The 14,989-nt window shown below is 60.7% G+C and carries 12 protein-coding genes; 8 read left to right on the top strand and 4 right to left on the bottom strand.

Annotated elements, in window-relative coordinates:
* Positions 1-25: 25 nt before the first annotated feature.
* On the top strand, positions 26-1,729 hold the full coding sequence (locus tag ACP7C6_RS00175) for an AMP-binding protein (protein WP_068935889.1): 1,704 nt from the start codon (positions 26-28) through the stop codon (positions 1,727-1,729).
* Between the two features lie 70 nt (positions 1,730-1,799).
* On the opposite strand, the gene ACP7C6_RS00170 is transcribed toward ACP7C6_RS00175, so the two are convergent.
* Positions 1,800-2,915: a Gfo/Idh/MocA family protein gene (locus tag ACP7C6_RS00170; protein WP_426107994.1), complete on the bottom strand. Its 1,116-nt coding sequence runs from the start codon at positions 2,913-2,915 to the stop codon at positions 1,800-1,802.
* A gap of 306 nt (positions 2,916-3,221) precedes the next feature.
* On the opposite strand from ACP7C6_RS00170, the gene ACP7C6_RS00165 reads away from it, so the two are divergent.
* The 5 genes from ACP7C6_RS00165 (at position 3,222) to ACP7C6_RS00145 (ending at position 8,514) form a co-directional block, all read left to right on the top strand.
* The gene (locus ACP7C6_RS00165; protein ID WP_426108314.1) at positions 3,222-4,250 is read left to right on the top strand and encodes a WD40/YVTN/BNR-like repeat-containing protein; all 1,029 of its coding nucleotides are present in this window, start codon (positions 3,222-3,224) and stop codon (positions 4,248-4,250) included.
* Positions 4,251-4,265: 15 nt separating this feature from the next.
* Positions 4,266-6,641 carry an efflux RND transporter permease subunit gene (locus ACP7C6_RS00160; RefSeq protein ID WP_028616482.1) on the top strand — a complete coding sequence of 792 codons (2,376 nt, stop codon included), beginning with the start codon at positions 4,266-4,268 and terminating at the stop codon, positions 6,639-6,641.
* A gap of 78 nt (positions 6,642-6,719) precedes the next feature.
* Complete coding sequence (locus ACP7C6_RS00155) at positions 6,720-7,016, top strand: DUF5629 family protein (protein WP_426107992.1); 297 nt, start codon at positions 6,720-6,722, stop codon at positions 7,014-7,016.
* A complete protein-coding gene (locus ACP7C6_RS00150; protein ID WP_426107990.1) occupies positions 7,003-8,178 on the top strand; it encodes a lactonase family protein in 1,176 nt (391 codons plus the stop codon). The genes ACP7C6_RS00155 and ACP7C6_RS00150 overlap by 14 nt, the downstream gene beginning before the upstream one ends.
* 156 nt (positions 8,179-8,334) lie before the next feature.
* Entirely contained in the window at positions 8,335-8,514 is a 180-nt protein-coding gene (locus ACP7C6_RS00145; protein ID WP_016980181.1) for a hypothetical protein, read from the top strand.
* Positions 8,515-8,546: 32 nt separating this feature from the next.
* Here ACP7C6_RS00145 and ACP7C6_RS00140 read toward each other — a convergent pair whose 3' ends face one another.
* Genes ACP7C6_RS00140 through ACP7C6_RS00130 form a run of 3 tightly spaced genes read right to left on the bottom strand, consistent with a single transcriptional unit; the run spans position 8,547 to position 14,013 of the window.
* A complete protein-coding gene (locus ACP7C6_RS00140; protein WP_068935895.1) occupies positions 8,547-9,140 on the bottom strand; it encodes a glutathione S-transferase in 594 nt (197 codons plus the stop codon).
* The gene (locus ACP7C6_RS00135) at positions 9,137-12,775 is read right to left on the bottom strand and encodes an AAA family ATPase (RefSeq protein WP_308907516.1); all 3,639 of its coding nucleotides are present in this window, start codon (positions 12,773-12,775) and stop codon (positions 9,137-9,139) included. The genes ACP7C6_RS00140 and ACP7C6_RS00135 overlap by 4 nt, the downstream gene beginning before the upstream one ends.
* Positions 12,772-14,013, bottom strand: a complete 1,242-nt coding sequence (locus ACP7C6_RS00130) for an exonuclease SbcCD subunit D C-terminal domain-containing protein (RefSeq protein ID WP_028616478.1) — start codon at positions 14,011-14,013, stop codon at positions 12,772-12,774. Before ACP7C6_RS00130 ends, ACP7C6_RS00135 begins: the two co-directional genes overlap by 4 nt.
* A 416-nt stretch (positions 14,014-14,429) precedes the next feature.
* Here ACP7C6_RS00130 and ACP7C6_RS00125 point away from each other — a divergent pair, with 416 nt between their 5' ends.
* Both ACP7C6_RS00125 and ACP7C6_RS00120 read left to right on the top strand, forming a co-directional pair.
* Positions 14,430-14,702 (top strand): CopG family ribbon-helix-helix protein, encoded by a 273-nt coding sequence (locus tag ACP7C6_RS00125; protein ID WP_028616477.1) that lies wholly within the window; start codon positions 14,430-14,432, stop codon positions 14,700-14,702.
* Positions 14,702-14,977, top strand: coding sequence for a type II toxin-antitoxin system RelE/ParE family toxin (locus tag ACP7C6_RS00120; protein ID WP_028616476.1), 276 nt, complete (start codon positions 14,702-14,704; stop codon positions 14,975-14,977). Before ACP7C6_RS00125 ends, ACP7C6_RS00120 begins: the two co-directional genes overlap by 1 nt.
* The last annotated feature ends 12 nt before the right edge of the window (positions 14,978-14,989 follow it).

Below are 14,989 nucleotides of genomic sequence, written 5' to 3'. Positions count from 1 at the left end.
CAAAAACAACAACAAGGAGACTGCCATGAACGCTGTAAGCCTGGAACACACCGAACGGATCTGGTTGAACGCTTACCTGCCCGGCGTCCCGGCGGATATCGACGCCGCTATCGAGGAATACCCGTCGCTGCGCGAGGTGTTCCTGGAGCACCTGGAGAAATTTCGCGAGCGAGTGGCGTACGTCAGCATCGGCACCGAAATGACCTACGCCGACTGGCAGGTGCAAGGCTATGCCTTCGCCGCCTGGCTGCAGGGGCAAGGCGTCAAGAAAGGCGATCGTGTGGCGCTGATGATGCCCAACTGCTTGCAGTATCCGATTTGCCTGTTGGGCACGATCCTGACCGGCGCGGTGGTGGTCAACGTCAACCCGCTGTACACCTCCCATGAACTCAAGCACCTGCTCAAGGACAGCGGCGCGGAAACCGTGGTGATCTTCGAGAACTTCGCCCACACCCTGGAAAAAGTCATCACCGGCAGCAGCGTCAAGCGTGTGGTGATCGCGGCCATCGGCGATTTGCTCGGCACGTTCAAAGGGGCAGCGATGAACTTCATCCTGCGCCGCGTGCAAAAGCAGGTGCCGGCGTTCAACCTGCGCGGCGCGCTACGCTTCAACCAGGTGCTGAAACAGGGGCGGGCGCTCACTCATTTCCCGGTGGAGATGCACCTCGACGACTTGGCCTTCCTGCAATACACCGGCGGTACCACCGGCGACGCGAAGGGCGTGATGCTCAGTCACCGCAATATCATCGCCAACCTGCTGCAAGCCAAGGCCTGGGTTGGCGACCAACTGGACCAGGACAAGCAGGAAACCAACGTCACCTTGTTGCCGCTGTACCACATCTTTTCCCTGACGGTGAATTGCCTGATGTTCATGTGCCTGGGCGGGCGCAACATCCTGATCGCCAACCCACGGGACGTGAAGCGCGTGCAGATGATCCTGCGCAAGGAGCGCTTCAACGGGATTGCCGGGGTCAACACCTTGTTTAACGGCCTGCTCGAGAACAAGGAATTCTGCGCACGTGACTTTTCCGACCTGCGCATGGTGATCGCGGGCGGCATGGCCACGCACACGGCGGTGGCCAAGCGCTGGAAGGAAGTCACCGGGCTGCCGATCATCGAAGGCTACGGCCTCACCGAATGTTCGCCGGTGGTGAGCATCAGCCCGATCAACATTGCGCGCATGCGCGAGATGGAATTCACCGGCAGCATCGGCGTGCCATTGCCCTCGACCTGGGTGCGGTTTATCCGCGAAAACGGTGAGTTGGCTGAGGTTGGCGAGCAGGGCGAACTGCAAGTGCGCGGGCCGCAAGTGATGCAAGGCTATTGGAAACGTCCGGAGGCCACTGCCGAGGTGCTGGATGCCGAAGGGTGGTTGTCGACCGGGGATATCGGCGTGATGGACGCGCGCGGCTTTATCCGCCTGGTAGACCGGAAAAAGGACATGATCCTGGTCTCCGGCTTCAACGTGTACCCCAATGAAATCGAGGACGTGGTGGCGCTGCATCCTGGTGTGGCCGAAGTGGCGGCGATTGGCGTGGAAGATGGCGTGACCGGGGAGAAGGTCAAGATCATCGTGGTGCGCAAGGACCCGAACTTGACCCAGGAGCAGATTCTTGCGCATTGCCGGGAGTACCTGACGGGGTACAAGGTGCCGAAGTACGTGGAGTTCCGCACTACTGAGCTGCCAAAGACCACCGTGGGCAAAGTCCTGCGCCGAGCACTGCGCTAGACTTTGCTTTTTGTGGTGAGCGGGCTTGCCCCGCGCGAGGCAAGCTCGCTCACCACAAGTTTCGGGGCTGTTAAACCTCTTCGACGTGTACCCAGCGTTCTTCTTTGGCCGCCACGCGAATCGCCGTCGCCAACCGCTCAACTTCCCACGCTGCGTCAAAGTCAGTGCCATCCGCACCTTGACCCGCCAACGCCAGAATCAACTCCTGAACTTCCAGCGTCTTCAACTCGTTGTAGCCCAACTGATGCCCCGCCGCCGGGCTGAACGCCGCATAACCGGGCAGGGCAGGGCCTGCGAGCAAACGCTGGAAACCGTCCTGGCCGACGCGACACACCTGTAATTCATTCAAGCGCTCCTGATCGAATGCCAAGGTGCCACGGGTCCCGCTGATTTCGAAACTTAGGTGGTTTTTGTACCCCTGCTTGAGCCAACTGCTGCTCACCGTTCCACGCGCGCCATTGGCGAAGCGCAGCAGGGCGTGCACCTGGTCATCCACCGCGATGGGTTTCAACTGCGCACTGCCTTTGACGGCAGGTCGTCGGGCGTGGACGGTCTGGGTGTCGGCACACACACTCACCACGTCGCCTACCAGATAACGCGCCATCGACAGCAAGTGGCTGCCCAGGTCCGCCAGGGCGCCGCCGGCATGCTCGACTTCGCAGCGCCATGACCATGGTGAGGCCGGGTCGGCCATGAAATCTTCGCTGAACTCGCCCTGGAAGCTGATGATCTCGCCCAACTCGCCGCTGGCAACCATCTGCCGCGCCAGCGTGATCATCGGGTTGTGCTGGTAGTTGTAGCCCACCCGCGTCACCACGCCCGCAGTACTGGCGGCGCGGCGCATGGCATCGGCTTGTTCCAGGCTCACGGCCAGGGGTTTTTCGCAGTACACCGCCTTGCCCGCCGCGATGGCCGCCATGGCCATGGGGTAGTGCAAATGGTTGGGCGTGGTGATGGCCACTACGTCGACGTTGGGGTCATTGATCAACGCCTGCCAATCGCTATGGGCCTGGGCAAATCCCCAGTCCTTGGCGCAGCGTTGTGCGCGCTCGGTGTCGGCGTCGGCCAGTGCTGCCAGCTTGAGGTGTACCGGCAGCTCGAATACCGCGCGGGCGTTATTGAAGGCCAGGGCGTGGGCGCGCCCCATAAAGCCTGTGCCGATCAAGCCGATTCCGAGTTCACGCATCGCCGTGGTCCTTTGGATTATTGTTTTCAGGAAGGCTATTAATGGAATAAATATTCCCATATTTCAATAGATGGAATAAAAATTCATTGATGCTGCGGCAATCAGCCCCGCGAATGCAGCTATATTCAGGCGCTGACGAAAGGGGCTCAGTTAACAAAAGATAACGTAGCGCCGATTGTCAGACGATTCGAAAGCCCGATAGGATGGCCCCTGCTTCCTCCAGGCGCTCTAGATTGCAGGTTTCAAGGCCCCGGAAGGCAGCGATAACAATAATAAATGGGAGAAAGGTCTATGAGTGAGCCTGTCATGGGTTGGGTTGTCTGCCGCCCACGCGCCGCACGCAGGGTTGCGATGCTGGCCGCAGCGCTCTCGCTGTTTGGCGCTGTCGTGTTACCGGCAGCCGTCCAGGCCGCCAGCGATACCTCGTTTGCGATTGAATCCCCCAAGGCCGCCAAAGGCCTGATGATCGATGTAGTCCACGCGGGCAAGCGCCTGGTGGCGGTCGGTGATCGCGGGCACATCCTCTATTCCGATGACCAGGGCAGCACCTGGACCCAAGCCAAAGTCCCCACCCGACAGTTGCTCACGGCGGTGTTTTTCGTCGATGACAAGCAAGGCTGGGCGGTGGGCCACGATGCGCAGATTCTTGCCAGTTCCGACGCCGGCGCCACCTGGACCCAGCAGTACCAGGATCTTAAACGCGAAGCCCCGCTGCTCGACGTGTGGTTCAACGATGCCAATCACGGCCTGGCGGTCGGCGCCTACGGTGCGCTGATCGAAACCACCGACGGCGGCAAGACCTGGCAAGACGTCAGCGACCGCCTCGACAACGAAGACCAGTATCACCTCAACGCCATCGCCCATATCAAGGACGCCGGGCTGTTCATCGTCGGCGAGCAGGGCAGCATGTTCCGCTCCAGCGACGACGGCCAGACCTGGGAGAAAATCGAAGGCCCCTACGAGGGCTCGCTGTTTGGCGTGATCGGCACCGCCCAGCCGCAAACCCTGCTGGCCTATGGCTTGCGCGGCAACCTGTACCGTTCCAAGGATTTCGGCAGCACCTGGGAGCCCGTCGAACTGAACGCTGCGCGGGGAGCGCTGGAGTTTGGTTTGTCCGGCGCGACCTTGCTGGAGGACGGCTCGATTGTCGTGGTCGGCAACGGCGGCAGCGTAGTGGTCAGCCATGACGACGGCGTGACCTTCAGCGTGTTCAACCGTCCGGATCGGATTTCCCTGTCGTCCGTCACGGCGGCGGGCAATGGCAACTTGATTCTGGCCGGGCAGGGGGGCGTTCGCGTCGCTAAAGCCGATGGCGCCGAACCTACAAAACAATAAGAAGGCGGGGAAAGAATGAGCAGTCATCACAACGATAAAGCGACCTTTCTTGAGCGCCTGATCTTCAACAACCGCCCGGCAGTGATCGTGATTTGCCTGCTGGTGAGCATTTTCCTGTTCTGGCAGGCGACCTTGATTCGCCCGTCCACCAGCTTTGAAAAGATGATCCCGCTCAAGCACCCCTTCATCGAGAAGATGATGGAGCACCGCAATGACCTGGCGAACCTGGGCAACACGGTGCGCATCTCGGTGGAGGCCAAGGACGGTGACATCTTCACCAAGGAGTACATGGAGACCCTGCGTCAGATCAACGACGAAGTGTTCTACATCTCCGGCGTCGACCGCTCGGGCCTGAAATCGTTGTGGAGCCCCAGCGTCCGCTGGACCGAAGTGACCGAAGAGGGCTTTGCCGGCGGTGAAGTGATCCCGCAAAGCTACAACGGCTCGCCGGAAAGCCTCGATCAGTTGCGCAACAACGTGCTCAAGTCGGGCCAGGTCGGGCGCCTGGTGGCTAACGATTTCAAATCGAGCATCGTCGACATCCCGCTGCTGGAGTCCTACCCGGACCCGCAGGATCAGGGCAAGTTGCTGGCCCTCGACTACCGCAAGTTCTCCCATGAACTTGAAGACAAGATCCGCACCAAATTCCAGGAGCAGAACCCCAACGTCCAGATCCACATCGTCGGCTTCGCCAAGAAAGTCGGTGACCTGATCGATGGCCTGATCATGGTGGTGCTGTTCTTCGGCGTGGCGTTCGGTATTACCCTGGTCCTGCTGCTGTGGTTCACCAACTGCCTGCGCAGCACCATTGCGGTGTTGAGCACCACTCTGGTGGCGGTGGTCTGGCAACTGGGCCTGATGCATGCCGCCGGTTTCGGGCTGGATCCCTACTCGATGCTGGTGCCGTTCCTGATCTTCGCCATTGGTATTTCCCACGGCGTGCAGAAGATCAACGGTATCGCCCTGCAATCCAGCGAGGCGGACAACGCCCTGACCGCTGCACGCCGCACCTTCCGCCAACTGTTCCTGCCGGGAATGATCGCGATCCTCGCTGACGCGGTGGGCTTCATCACGCTGCTGATCATCGACATCGGCGTGATCCGTGAACTGGCCATCGGCGCCTCTATCGGCGTGGCGGTGATCGTGTTCACTAACCTGATCCTACTGCCGGTGGCGATTTCCTACGTCGGCATCAGCAAGCGCGCCATCGCCAAGAGCAAGAAAGACGCGAACCGCGAACACCCGTTCTGGCGCATGCTGTCGAAATTCGCCAGCCCGAAAGTCGCACCGGTCTCGATCTTCCTGGCCCTGATCGCCTTTGGGGGTGGTCTCTGGTACAGCCAGAACCTCAAGATCGGCGACCTCGACCAAGGCGCGCCGGAACTGCGCCCGGACTCGCGCTACAACAAAGACAACAACTTCATCATCAGCAACTACTCCACCAGTTCCGACGTGCTGGTGGTGATGGTCAAGACCAAGGCCGAAGGCTGCTCGCGCTATGAAGCCATGGCGCCCATCGACCAGTTGATGTGGAAGATGCAGAACACCGAGGGCGTGCAGTCGGCGATCTCGCTGGTGACCGTGTCCAAGCAAATGATCAAGGGCATGAACGAGGGCAATCTGAAATGGGAAACCCTGTCGCGTAACCCGGATGTGCTGAACAACTCCATCGCCCGTGCCGATGGCTTGTACAACAACAACTGCTCCCTGGCGCCGGTGCTGGTGTTCCTCAACGACCACAAGGCCGAAACCCTCGATCGCGCGGTGCATGCCGTGCAGGACTTCGCCAAGGAGAACAACAAGGACGGCCTGGAGTTCATCCTCGCCGCCGGTAACGCCGGGATCGAGGCGGCCACCAACGAGGTGATCAAGGAGTCAGAACTGACCATCCTGATCCTGGTGTACCTGTGCGTGGCGACCATGTGCATGATCACCTTCCGCTCCTGGGCGGCAACCCTGTGCATCGTGCTGCCACTGGTGCTGACCTCGGTGCTGGGCAACGCGTTGATGGCGTTCATGGGTATCGGCGTCAAGGTGGCAACCTTGCCGGTGGTGGCGCTGGGCGTGGGGATTGGCGTGGACTACGGCATCTACATCTACAGCCGCCTGGAAAGCTTCCTGCGCGCCGGCTTGCCGCTACAAGAGGCGTACTACCAGACACTCAAGTCCACCGGCAAGGCCGTGCTGTTCACGGGTTTGTGCCTGGCGATCGGTGTGTGCACCTGGATCTTCTCGGCGATCAAGTTCCAGGCCGACATGGGCCTGATGCTCACCTTCATGCTGCTGTGGAACATGTTCGGGGCGCTGTGGCTGTTGCCGGCGCTGGCGCGGTTCCTGATCAAGCCGGAGAAACTGGCGGGGCAGAAGGGCAATTCACTCTTCGCACATTGATCGATTAGACCATTGCCGCAAGGCACCGCGGGGGAATTGACCTATCATGTGTCTTTTCCCCCGCAGTGACTTCACATCATGACCGATTCGCAACCCAACCTGAGCACCGCCCTGACCGACAGCGACATGCTGATCATCAACGGGCTGCACGCCTTCGACTTCACGTTCGACCAGCACTTGCTGATCGAAAGCATGGACGGCCGGGAACTCAAGCGTTGGGACTTCAGTGCAGAACAACTGAACGCCGCCATCTTTGATGACAGCCTGCAAAGCTGGCTCTTGCGCAACGACGACGGTGAACATCGTCTGGTCTGCCTGAGCGCGATCAAGGGCGACAACAATAACGACGAGGATGAAGCGGATGATGATGCGTAAATTCTGGCCCCTGCTGATGGCGGGCAGTGTTGGTGCCATGTCGGTGCAAGCCGCGCCGGCCGACACCTATGAGCTGTTGGTCGGCAGCTACACCGCCGGCAGCAGCGAAGGTATCTATCGCCTGCAATTCGACAGCCGCACTGGCAAGTTCCAAGGCCAGCCGGTGTTGGCGGCCAAGGCGGCCAATCCGTCGTGGCTGACGATCTCCAAGGACCAGAAGCACCTGTTTGTGGTCAACGAGAACGGTCCAGGCCAGAAAGACCCGGTCGGGCGGGTGAGCAGCTACAGCATCGATCCGCAGAATCATCAGCTGACGTTGATCAACCAGGTGCAGAGCCTGGGCAATGAGCCGACCCATTCCAGCGTGGCTGCCGATGGACGCTACCTGTTCGTCGCCAACTATTCGGTGCTGGAAGATCCGGGCGGAAGCCTGGCGGCGCTGCCGGTGGATGCCACGGGCAAGCTGTCGGCGCCGGTGCAACTGAGCGGGCACCCGGCCAGTCGCGTCAACCCTGAGCGCCAGGCGTCCAACCACGTGCATTCGGTGGTGTCGTCGCCGGATGGCAAGTACGTGTTTGTGCAGGACCTGGGTGCGGACAAGGTGTTTGCCTACCACTACGACCCTAAGGCCAACCATGAGCTGCCGTTGACCCCGGCCAACCCGGCCTCGGTGGAATTGCCGCCTGGCAGCGGTCCGCGCCATCTGCTGTTCAGTGCGGATGGCAAGCATGCCTGGCTGACCACCGAGATGAGCGCGCAGGTGGCGGTGTTCGACTACAAGGACGGCCAACTGACCCAGACGCAGTTGGTGGACTTCGCCGCCGGGCAACCGGTGGCCGACAAGGCCGGTGCCGCGTTGCACGCCTCCAGCGATGGCAAATTCCTGTACCTGAGCAACCGTGGCACGGCCAATCAACTGCTGGTGTTCAGCATCGACCCCGCCACCGCGCACCTCAAGGAACTGCAACGCCGTTCCGTGGAAGGTGACCATCCGCGCGAGTTCAGCCTGGACCCGAGCGGCAAGTTTTTGCTGATCGCCAATCAGAAAAGCAATGAAATCGTGGTGGTCGAACGCGATCCCAAAACCGGCCTGCTGGGTAAAACCGTGCAGAAATTGCCGATCGATGCGCCCAGCGACCTCAAGTTCCTGGTGCGTCAATAAGCCACAGGCCCCGCCATGCGGGGCCTGAGCCTTTCTATTAATTCCATTAATAGCGGCTACTGTTTCAAAGCATTTCTAAGGCTTAGCCCTCGGGCGTAAGTTTGGTTCCAAGGCCTTCCCCGGCCACTCAACCAAACGAACACAAGGGTTACCGACATGAATCTGAATCTCTTCTCCATCATCGCCGCTTCCGCTGTTTCCGCCACTGTTGCCCTGCCAGCCGCGGCCAGCGTGGAAGTCTCCGGCAAAAAATCCAGCACCAGCGCCTACACCCAGAAATACCTGCAACAAAGCGCCAACTTCTACGCCGCACTGGATCACAAAACCCAGCAGTAAGCGCGTTGCGGGCGATGCAGGCGACGCGGGATTCAGGGTTTTGCCATCACCGCGATGAACAACGCTGAGTCCATAAAGCGCTCAAGCCAAGCCTGCAACCGCTTGTACGGAGTACCGGCAAACCACACTCGATCCACATGGGCATACTGACGCACAAACGGCGCCAGTGCAGCATCCGCCAGGGTCAGGTGGTTGGCCATCAGGTAATCCCGATCTGCCAATAACGCTTCCAGCTTTTGCAGGAACACTTCACCCCCGGCCCGATAATGCTCCATCGGCTGCTCCGGGTAGCGCTCGGCGTACTTGTATCGATTCAAGTGATACTTGAAGCCTTGGTCGTTCTCGGCAATCAACGCGAATATGGCCGGGTCGCCTTGCAGCAACCAGTTATCCGGGTCGTTCTGCGCCAAGGCCCACTGCATGATTTCCAGGCTTTCTTCAATCACCTGCCCGTCAACGTTCAGCACTGGCACCGTGCCCTTGGGCGACAGCGCCAGCATTTCTGCGGGCTTGGCCTTGAGGCTCACCTCGACGATGCGCACCGGTACGCCCGAGTAGCGCAGGGCCAGCCGCGCCCGCATCGCATAGGGGCAGCGCCGGAACGAATACAGCAGCGCCTCGCTCACTTGACCTCCAACGTGCTCAAGCCATTGCCCTGACGCTTGACCTGGATTTGCACCGGAATGCGTTCGTGCATCTCCTGTACGTGGGAGATCACCGCCACTTTACGGCCCTGGGCCTGCAAGCCATCCAGCGCGTCCATCGCCAATTGCAGGGATTCCGGGTCGAGGCTGCCGAAGCCCTCATCGATAAACAGTGATTCGATTTTCAATGTGCTGGAGGCCATCGACGCCAGGCCCAGCGCCAGCGCCAGGGACACCAGGAAGGTTTCGCCGCCGGACAATGAATGCACCGAGCGCAGCTCGTCGCCCATTTCCGTGTCCATCACCAACAGGCCGAGCATGCTGCCGCCGCGTTTGAGGCGATAACGCCGTACCAGTTGGCGCAATTGCACGTTGGCGTGGTGCACCAGCAGGTCGAGGTTGTAGGCCTGGGCGATCTTGCGGAAAGTATCGCCGGTGGCCGAGCCGATAAGCGCGTTCAGGCGTGCCCAGCGTTGCCACTCGTCATAGGCCTTGGCGATCTGCTCGGCAAAGGCCTGGTTGGCGTCCTGGCGGCGCTGGTCTTCGGATTGGCGCGCGCGCAATTCGGCGCAGTGTTTCTCGCTCTCGGCCAGTTGTTGATTGAGCGTAGCCAAGGTGCTGTCCAGCTCCTCGGCTGCGAGGTTGCCATTGTGCAGGGCCTGGTGATCGGCGAGGCGCTGCTCGCGCTCTTGCAACAACACCTTGGCCTGTTCGACGGCTTTTTCGCTGTGCTGCAACTGTTGGCGCAATTGGCTGACCTGAGCGTCATCGTAGGCCAGCAAGCGGGTGAGGCCAGCGTCGTCGAGTTCCGGATGCAAGGCGCGCCATTCGCTGATACGCGTGACGAGGGCCTGTTGTTCGGCCAGCAACGCCTGTTCACGCTCCTGCTGGGCCTTGAGGTCGGCGGCCAGTTGAATCAGGGCGTTGTGGATTTCTTGCAGGTGTTTGTTGGCGTCGGTTTCGCTTTGGCGTGACTGGGTCACGGCCTGATCCAACTGTTGCTGCCAGTGTTCGGCACTGGTGTGTTCACCGAGCAGCGTGCTGAGTTTTTCCTGTGCCGTCTGTTGCTGGACAGTCAGTTCGGTGACCTGCTGAATCAGCGCATCAAGCTGATGCTGACGATGTTGCTGGTGGGTCTGTGCCTTCTCGATCGCCTGTTGGCGTTCTTGTTGCTCGGCCAGCTCATCGCGTTGGTGACCCAGCTGTTCCAGGCGCTGACTGACTTGCTGGTCCAGCTGCATGAAGGTAGCAGCCGGCTCGGCGCGCAGACCATCCAGGATTTCTGCGGGCAACAGGCTGGCGAAGGCGCTCAGTTCCTGGTCGAGGCGTTCACGGTCGCTGGTCAGCTCGCGTTGCTGATCGACCAGCAATTGACGGGCCTGCTGGCTGGCTTCCTGGGCCGCGTGCAACTGCTGCTGCAAGCGCCCGGCGTTTTGTTGCAGGTTGAGCAGGGCGCTTTGGCGTTGTTCGTCCTGAGTGATGCTTTGGCTCAGTTGGCCCAATTGCTGCTCAAGCCAGGTGCTGCGTTTGGCGGCTTCCTGGTTGAGCAACGACGCGGCCAGCGGGTGCGCATCCAGGCTTGGCTGGAGTGCTTGTTGTTGCGTCGCCAGGTGTTCCTGCTGTTGCAGGTACTCCTTCTGTTGGGCGATCAAACCGCCCACTTCGCCGCGCAACTCGGTGAGTTTTTCCTTGAGGCTGTCCACGGCTCTCTGCGCGGTGGCTTCTTCGTTTTCGTCATGACGACCGAGGCTTTGCAGCAACGCTTCGGGCTGGTGGTACGGGTGTTCGTGGCTGCCGCACACCGGGCAGGGTTGGTCGTCCTGCAACTGCTCGCGCAACTCCTCGACGCTGGCGCTGCGGGCCAGGCGCTGGCGTTCCAGCAGTTGTTTGGTCACGTTCAGTGTCTGTTCGGCAACGGTCAGCTCGGCCTTGGTTTGCAGGCCGATCTGGTTCAGTTGTTCGCGTTGCTGTTGGGCATCGGTGAGCTTTTGCGTCAGGCTGGCGGCGTGTTGGTCCAGCTGTTGCTGGTTGTCCCACAGGCGCGTCAGGTCTTCGAAGGCGCGTTGCTGTTTGCGATTGTCTTGCAGCAGGCTGGCCAGCAATTGGATCTGCTCGGCCACGGCATGAGGTTCGGCACCGGCTTCCTGATACAGCAGGTCCAGGGCTTCGCGTTGCTGAGTGAACTGTTCGGCGGCGCTGGTCGCGCGCTGTTCCAATTGCGGCAGTTCGGCCTGGCCCTTATTCAGGCGATTGCCGATCAGCATCAGCTGTTGCAGACGGTCGCGGTAGGCGCTCCAGGCATCGCTCAGTGGCGCGAGGACGGCGCTGTGCTCAAGCTCGGTCGCCAGGCGTTGCAGGCGTTCAGCGACATGGCTCTGTTTTTCCAGCAGCCCGGTGAGTTGGGCCTGGCCTTCGGTGCAGGCGCTTTCGTGCTGCTGTTTTTCCTCGGTGCGCTTGGCCAGCTCTTTGGTCAAGTGGGCGAGGGTGCTTTGCTCTTCAAACGCCTGTCGCAGCAATGGCACTGCATCAGTTTGGTTTTTCAGGGCTTCAGCCAACGCAGTTTGTGCGCTGGCTTGTTGCTGCTGGGCCTGCTCCTGGCGGGTGTGCAGTTGGGCTTGTTGTTGGATATGCGACTGAATCTGCGCGGCCAACGGAGCAAGCACGTTGCTGACTTCTGCCTGACGCGCAAACTGATGACGTTGTGGCGCCAATTGGTCCAGGCGGCCCAGGTCTTCACGTTGCTGGCGCTGATTATCCCATTCGGCCTGTGCACGCTGCAGTTGTTCGGTGGCGGCGAGTTGGCGTTCCTGCCATTCGCGCAGCTCCTTGAGCCAGGTGTGCTGAAGTTCAAGTTGCTTGAGTTGGGCTTGCTGGGTCTTGAGTTGCTGTTGTGCAGCATCGAACTGCTGATCCAGCTCCACACGTGCCTCGGGCGCCAACGGCACCACACCGGTCGCCTGGTCCTGCAACTGCTTGTGCGCATCCCGGGCCTCTTTGGCCTTGTCGAATGCGCGCCGGCCGAGTTGGGTATACAGGGCCGTGTCGGTGAGCTTTTCCAGCAGTTCGCTGCGCTCGTTGTCGTTGGCCTTGAGGAAGGCGCTGAACTCACTTTGCGCGAGCAATACGGCGCGGGTGAACTGTTCGAAGTTGAGGCCCAGGGCCAGTTCCAGCTGGGTTTTGTATTCGGTTTTCTGGCTGGCCAGCAGTTGGTCGCTGTCCAGGTCGATCAGGCTCTGGCGGCTGTTCTGCAACTTGCCGCTGGCCTTGTCGCGGGCGCGATTGGCTTCCCAGCGCGCGCGATAGCGACGGCCACTCACGCCGACGAAATCCACTTCGGCGTAACCGCCACCGGTGCCACGCCGCAGCAGGGTGCGCGGGTCGCCGATGGAAATGTCGCTGTCGGCATCCGGCATCTTCGCCTGGCCGGTGTCGCCCAGGCGCGGCACGGCGCCAAACAACGCCAGGCACAAGGCATCGAGCAGGGTACTTTTACCGGCGCCGGTCGGCCCGGTAATCGCGAACAATCCGGCACTGGCCAGGGGCTCGGCGGTAAAGTCGATTTCAAACGGGCCAGCCAATGAAGCCAGGTTTTTCAAGCGGATAGCGAGGATCTTCATGGCTGTTCATCCTCCTGTTGCACTTCCTGGAGCAGCACGGCGAAGTCCTTCAAAGTCTGTTCATCCACTTCACTGCCATAACTGTCCTGCCAGGCGCGGCTGAACAGTTCCTGGGGCGTGAGCTGGTCGAGTTCGATCAGGCGGTCGTCGCCTTCGTCTTCACGGCTGCCTTTACCTGCGTATTCAGCGGCGATGCGCACCAGGCGCACGGCCTTGCCTTGCAGGGCGCTTTCGATCTGCTGGCGCAGGTCGGGTTGCGGCTCGTCAAGGCGTACGCGTACTTCCAGCCAAGGGTGGCGCTGGGTTTCGGCCAGCAGGTCGACGTCGGGCAACTCGGCCAGGGCCTTGAGGATATCGGCCAGCGGCGCGGCGTCCAGGCGTTGCAGGTCGACCGAGCGCGGAATCAGCAGCGGCTCGACACTCACCAGGCATTGGCCCTGGAAAGTCACGTCGAGGATCTGGTGCTTGTAGCCGATTTCGGAAAACGACAGCGGAATCGGCGAGCCGCTGTAGCGAATGCGTTCCTCGCCATTGACCTTCTGCGGTTTGTGCAAATGGCCGAGGGCGACGTAAGCGACACTTCGATCAAACAGACTGGCCGGCAACGCCTCGGCATTGCCGATGATCAGGCTGCGCTCGGAGTCTTCCGACACCGAACCACCGGCCATGTGCGCATGGCTGATAGCAATCAGCGCCTGGCCTTTTTTGCGCTTGGCGTTAGCGGCGGCGATCAACCATTCATGCACCTGGCCGATACCGCGCAGGTAGTCGTCACCCAAGTGCGCACCGGTCACTTCTGCCGGGCGCAGGAACGGCAACGCGAGGCACCAGGCGGCGATCTTGCCTTTGGCGTCCGGCAGGGGGATCAGCAGGCGTTCGGCGTCGAGTTGGCCGTCATCCAGCCACAACACGCGGCCGAGCGCATGAGTGCGCAGGCGGCGCATCAACGGCGCGGGCAGTTCGATACGCGAGCCGGAGTCATGGTTGCCGGCGATCATCACAATCGTCAGCTTGGGGTTCTGTTCGTGAGCGCTGATGATGAAGTCATACAGACGCTCCTGGGCCTTGAGCGGTGGGTTGACCGTGTCGAAGATATCCCCGGCGATGAGCAGTACATCCGGCAGATGGGCTTTCAGTTGACCCAGCAGCCACTCGAGAAAACAGGCGTGTTCGAAGTCGCGTTCCTGGCCGTGGAGGTTTTGGCCCAGGTGCCAGTCGGAGGTGTGAAACAGACGCAAGGCGAACTCCGTTGAAGAGATGAAAAGGAGGGGAGTTTACCTGTGTGGGAGCTGGCTTGCCTGCGATGGTGGTGTGTCATTCGAAAAATCTGCTGGATGACCCACCGCTATTGCAGGCAAGCCAGCTCCCACAGGGGCTATGCGCTATGCAGGCAGTCCAGCGCTCGGTCGGCGAGTGTTTTGGCGCTGTTGATCAAGTGCTGATCACTGCTCATCCCTTGGATGGTGCCCGCTGCGGTCGCGGTCGCGGTCGCGGCTGCGCAGCGACGGAGCGACACTTTGCCAGTGGAGTAAGCAGGCGCAAGGGCGGTTGATGTTGTACAGTTACTCACTATGATTAACTTTGATTAAGATTGCTGCGTCGTGGCGCATACTTAAAGCCACCAGAGAACTCTACCAATCAGGAGTCGTCCCACATGGCCACCCCCTCTAAAACCAGGTCTGTCACCGCGCACGTGCCCGAGCAACTGGCCCAAAAGGTCGATTTGATGGCAGAGCGTCTGGAACGCTCCAGAAACTGGATCGTCAAGCAGGCGCTGTCTGCCTGGATTGAACAGGAAGAAGAGCGTAGTCGTCTGACCCGCGAGGCCTTGGCCGATGTTGACGCTGGCCGCGTGATTGACCACCAGGCAGTCCAGGCCTGGGCTGATAGCCTCAGCGGCGATGCGCCATTGCCGGTGCCGCGCTGATGGAGTTGAAGTGGACGGCCAAAGCGCTTTCCGACCTCGCCCGACTGTATGAGTTTCTAGCATTGGTCAATCAACCCGCCGCTGCACGAACGGTGCAGCAACTTACCGCTGCGCCCATGACGCTGCTCGCTAACCCTCGTATCGGCGAACGCCTGGAAGAGTTCGAGCCCAGGGATGTGCGCAGGATTCAGATCGGTCATTACGAAATGCGTTACGAGATAGTGGATTCCACTGTCTATCTATTGCGCCTGTGGCATACCCGAGAGGATCGGTAGCTTATCGATCAA

It is taken from the genome of Pseudomonas sp. TWR1-1-4 (genome assembly GCF_049897165.1).
Taxonomy (GTDB): Bacteria; Pseudomonadota; Gammaproteobacteria; order Pseudomonadales; family Pseudomonadaceae; genus Aquipseudomonas; species Aquipseudomonas canadensis.
This window is presented reverse-complemented; position numbering and strand designations above follow the sequence as displayed.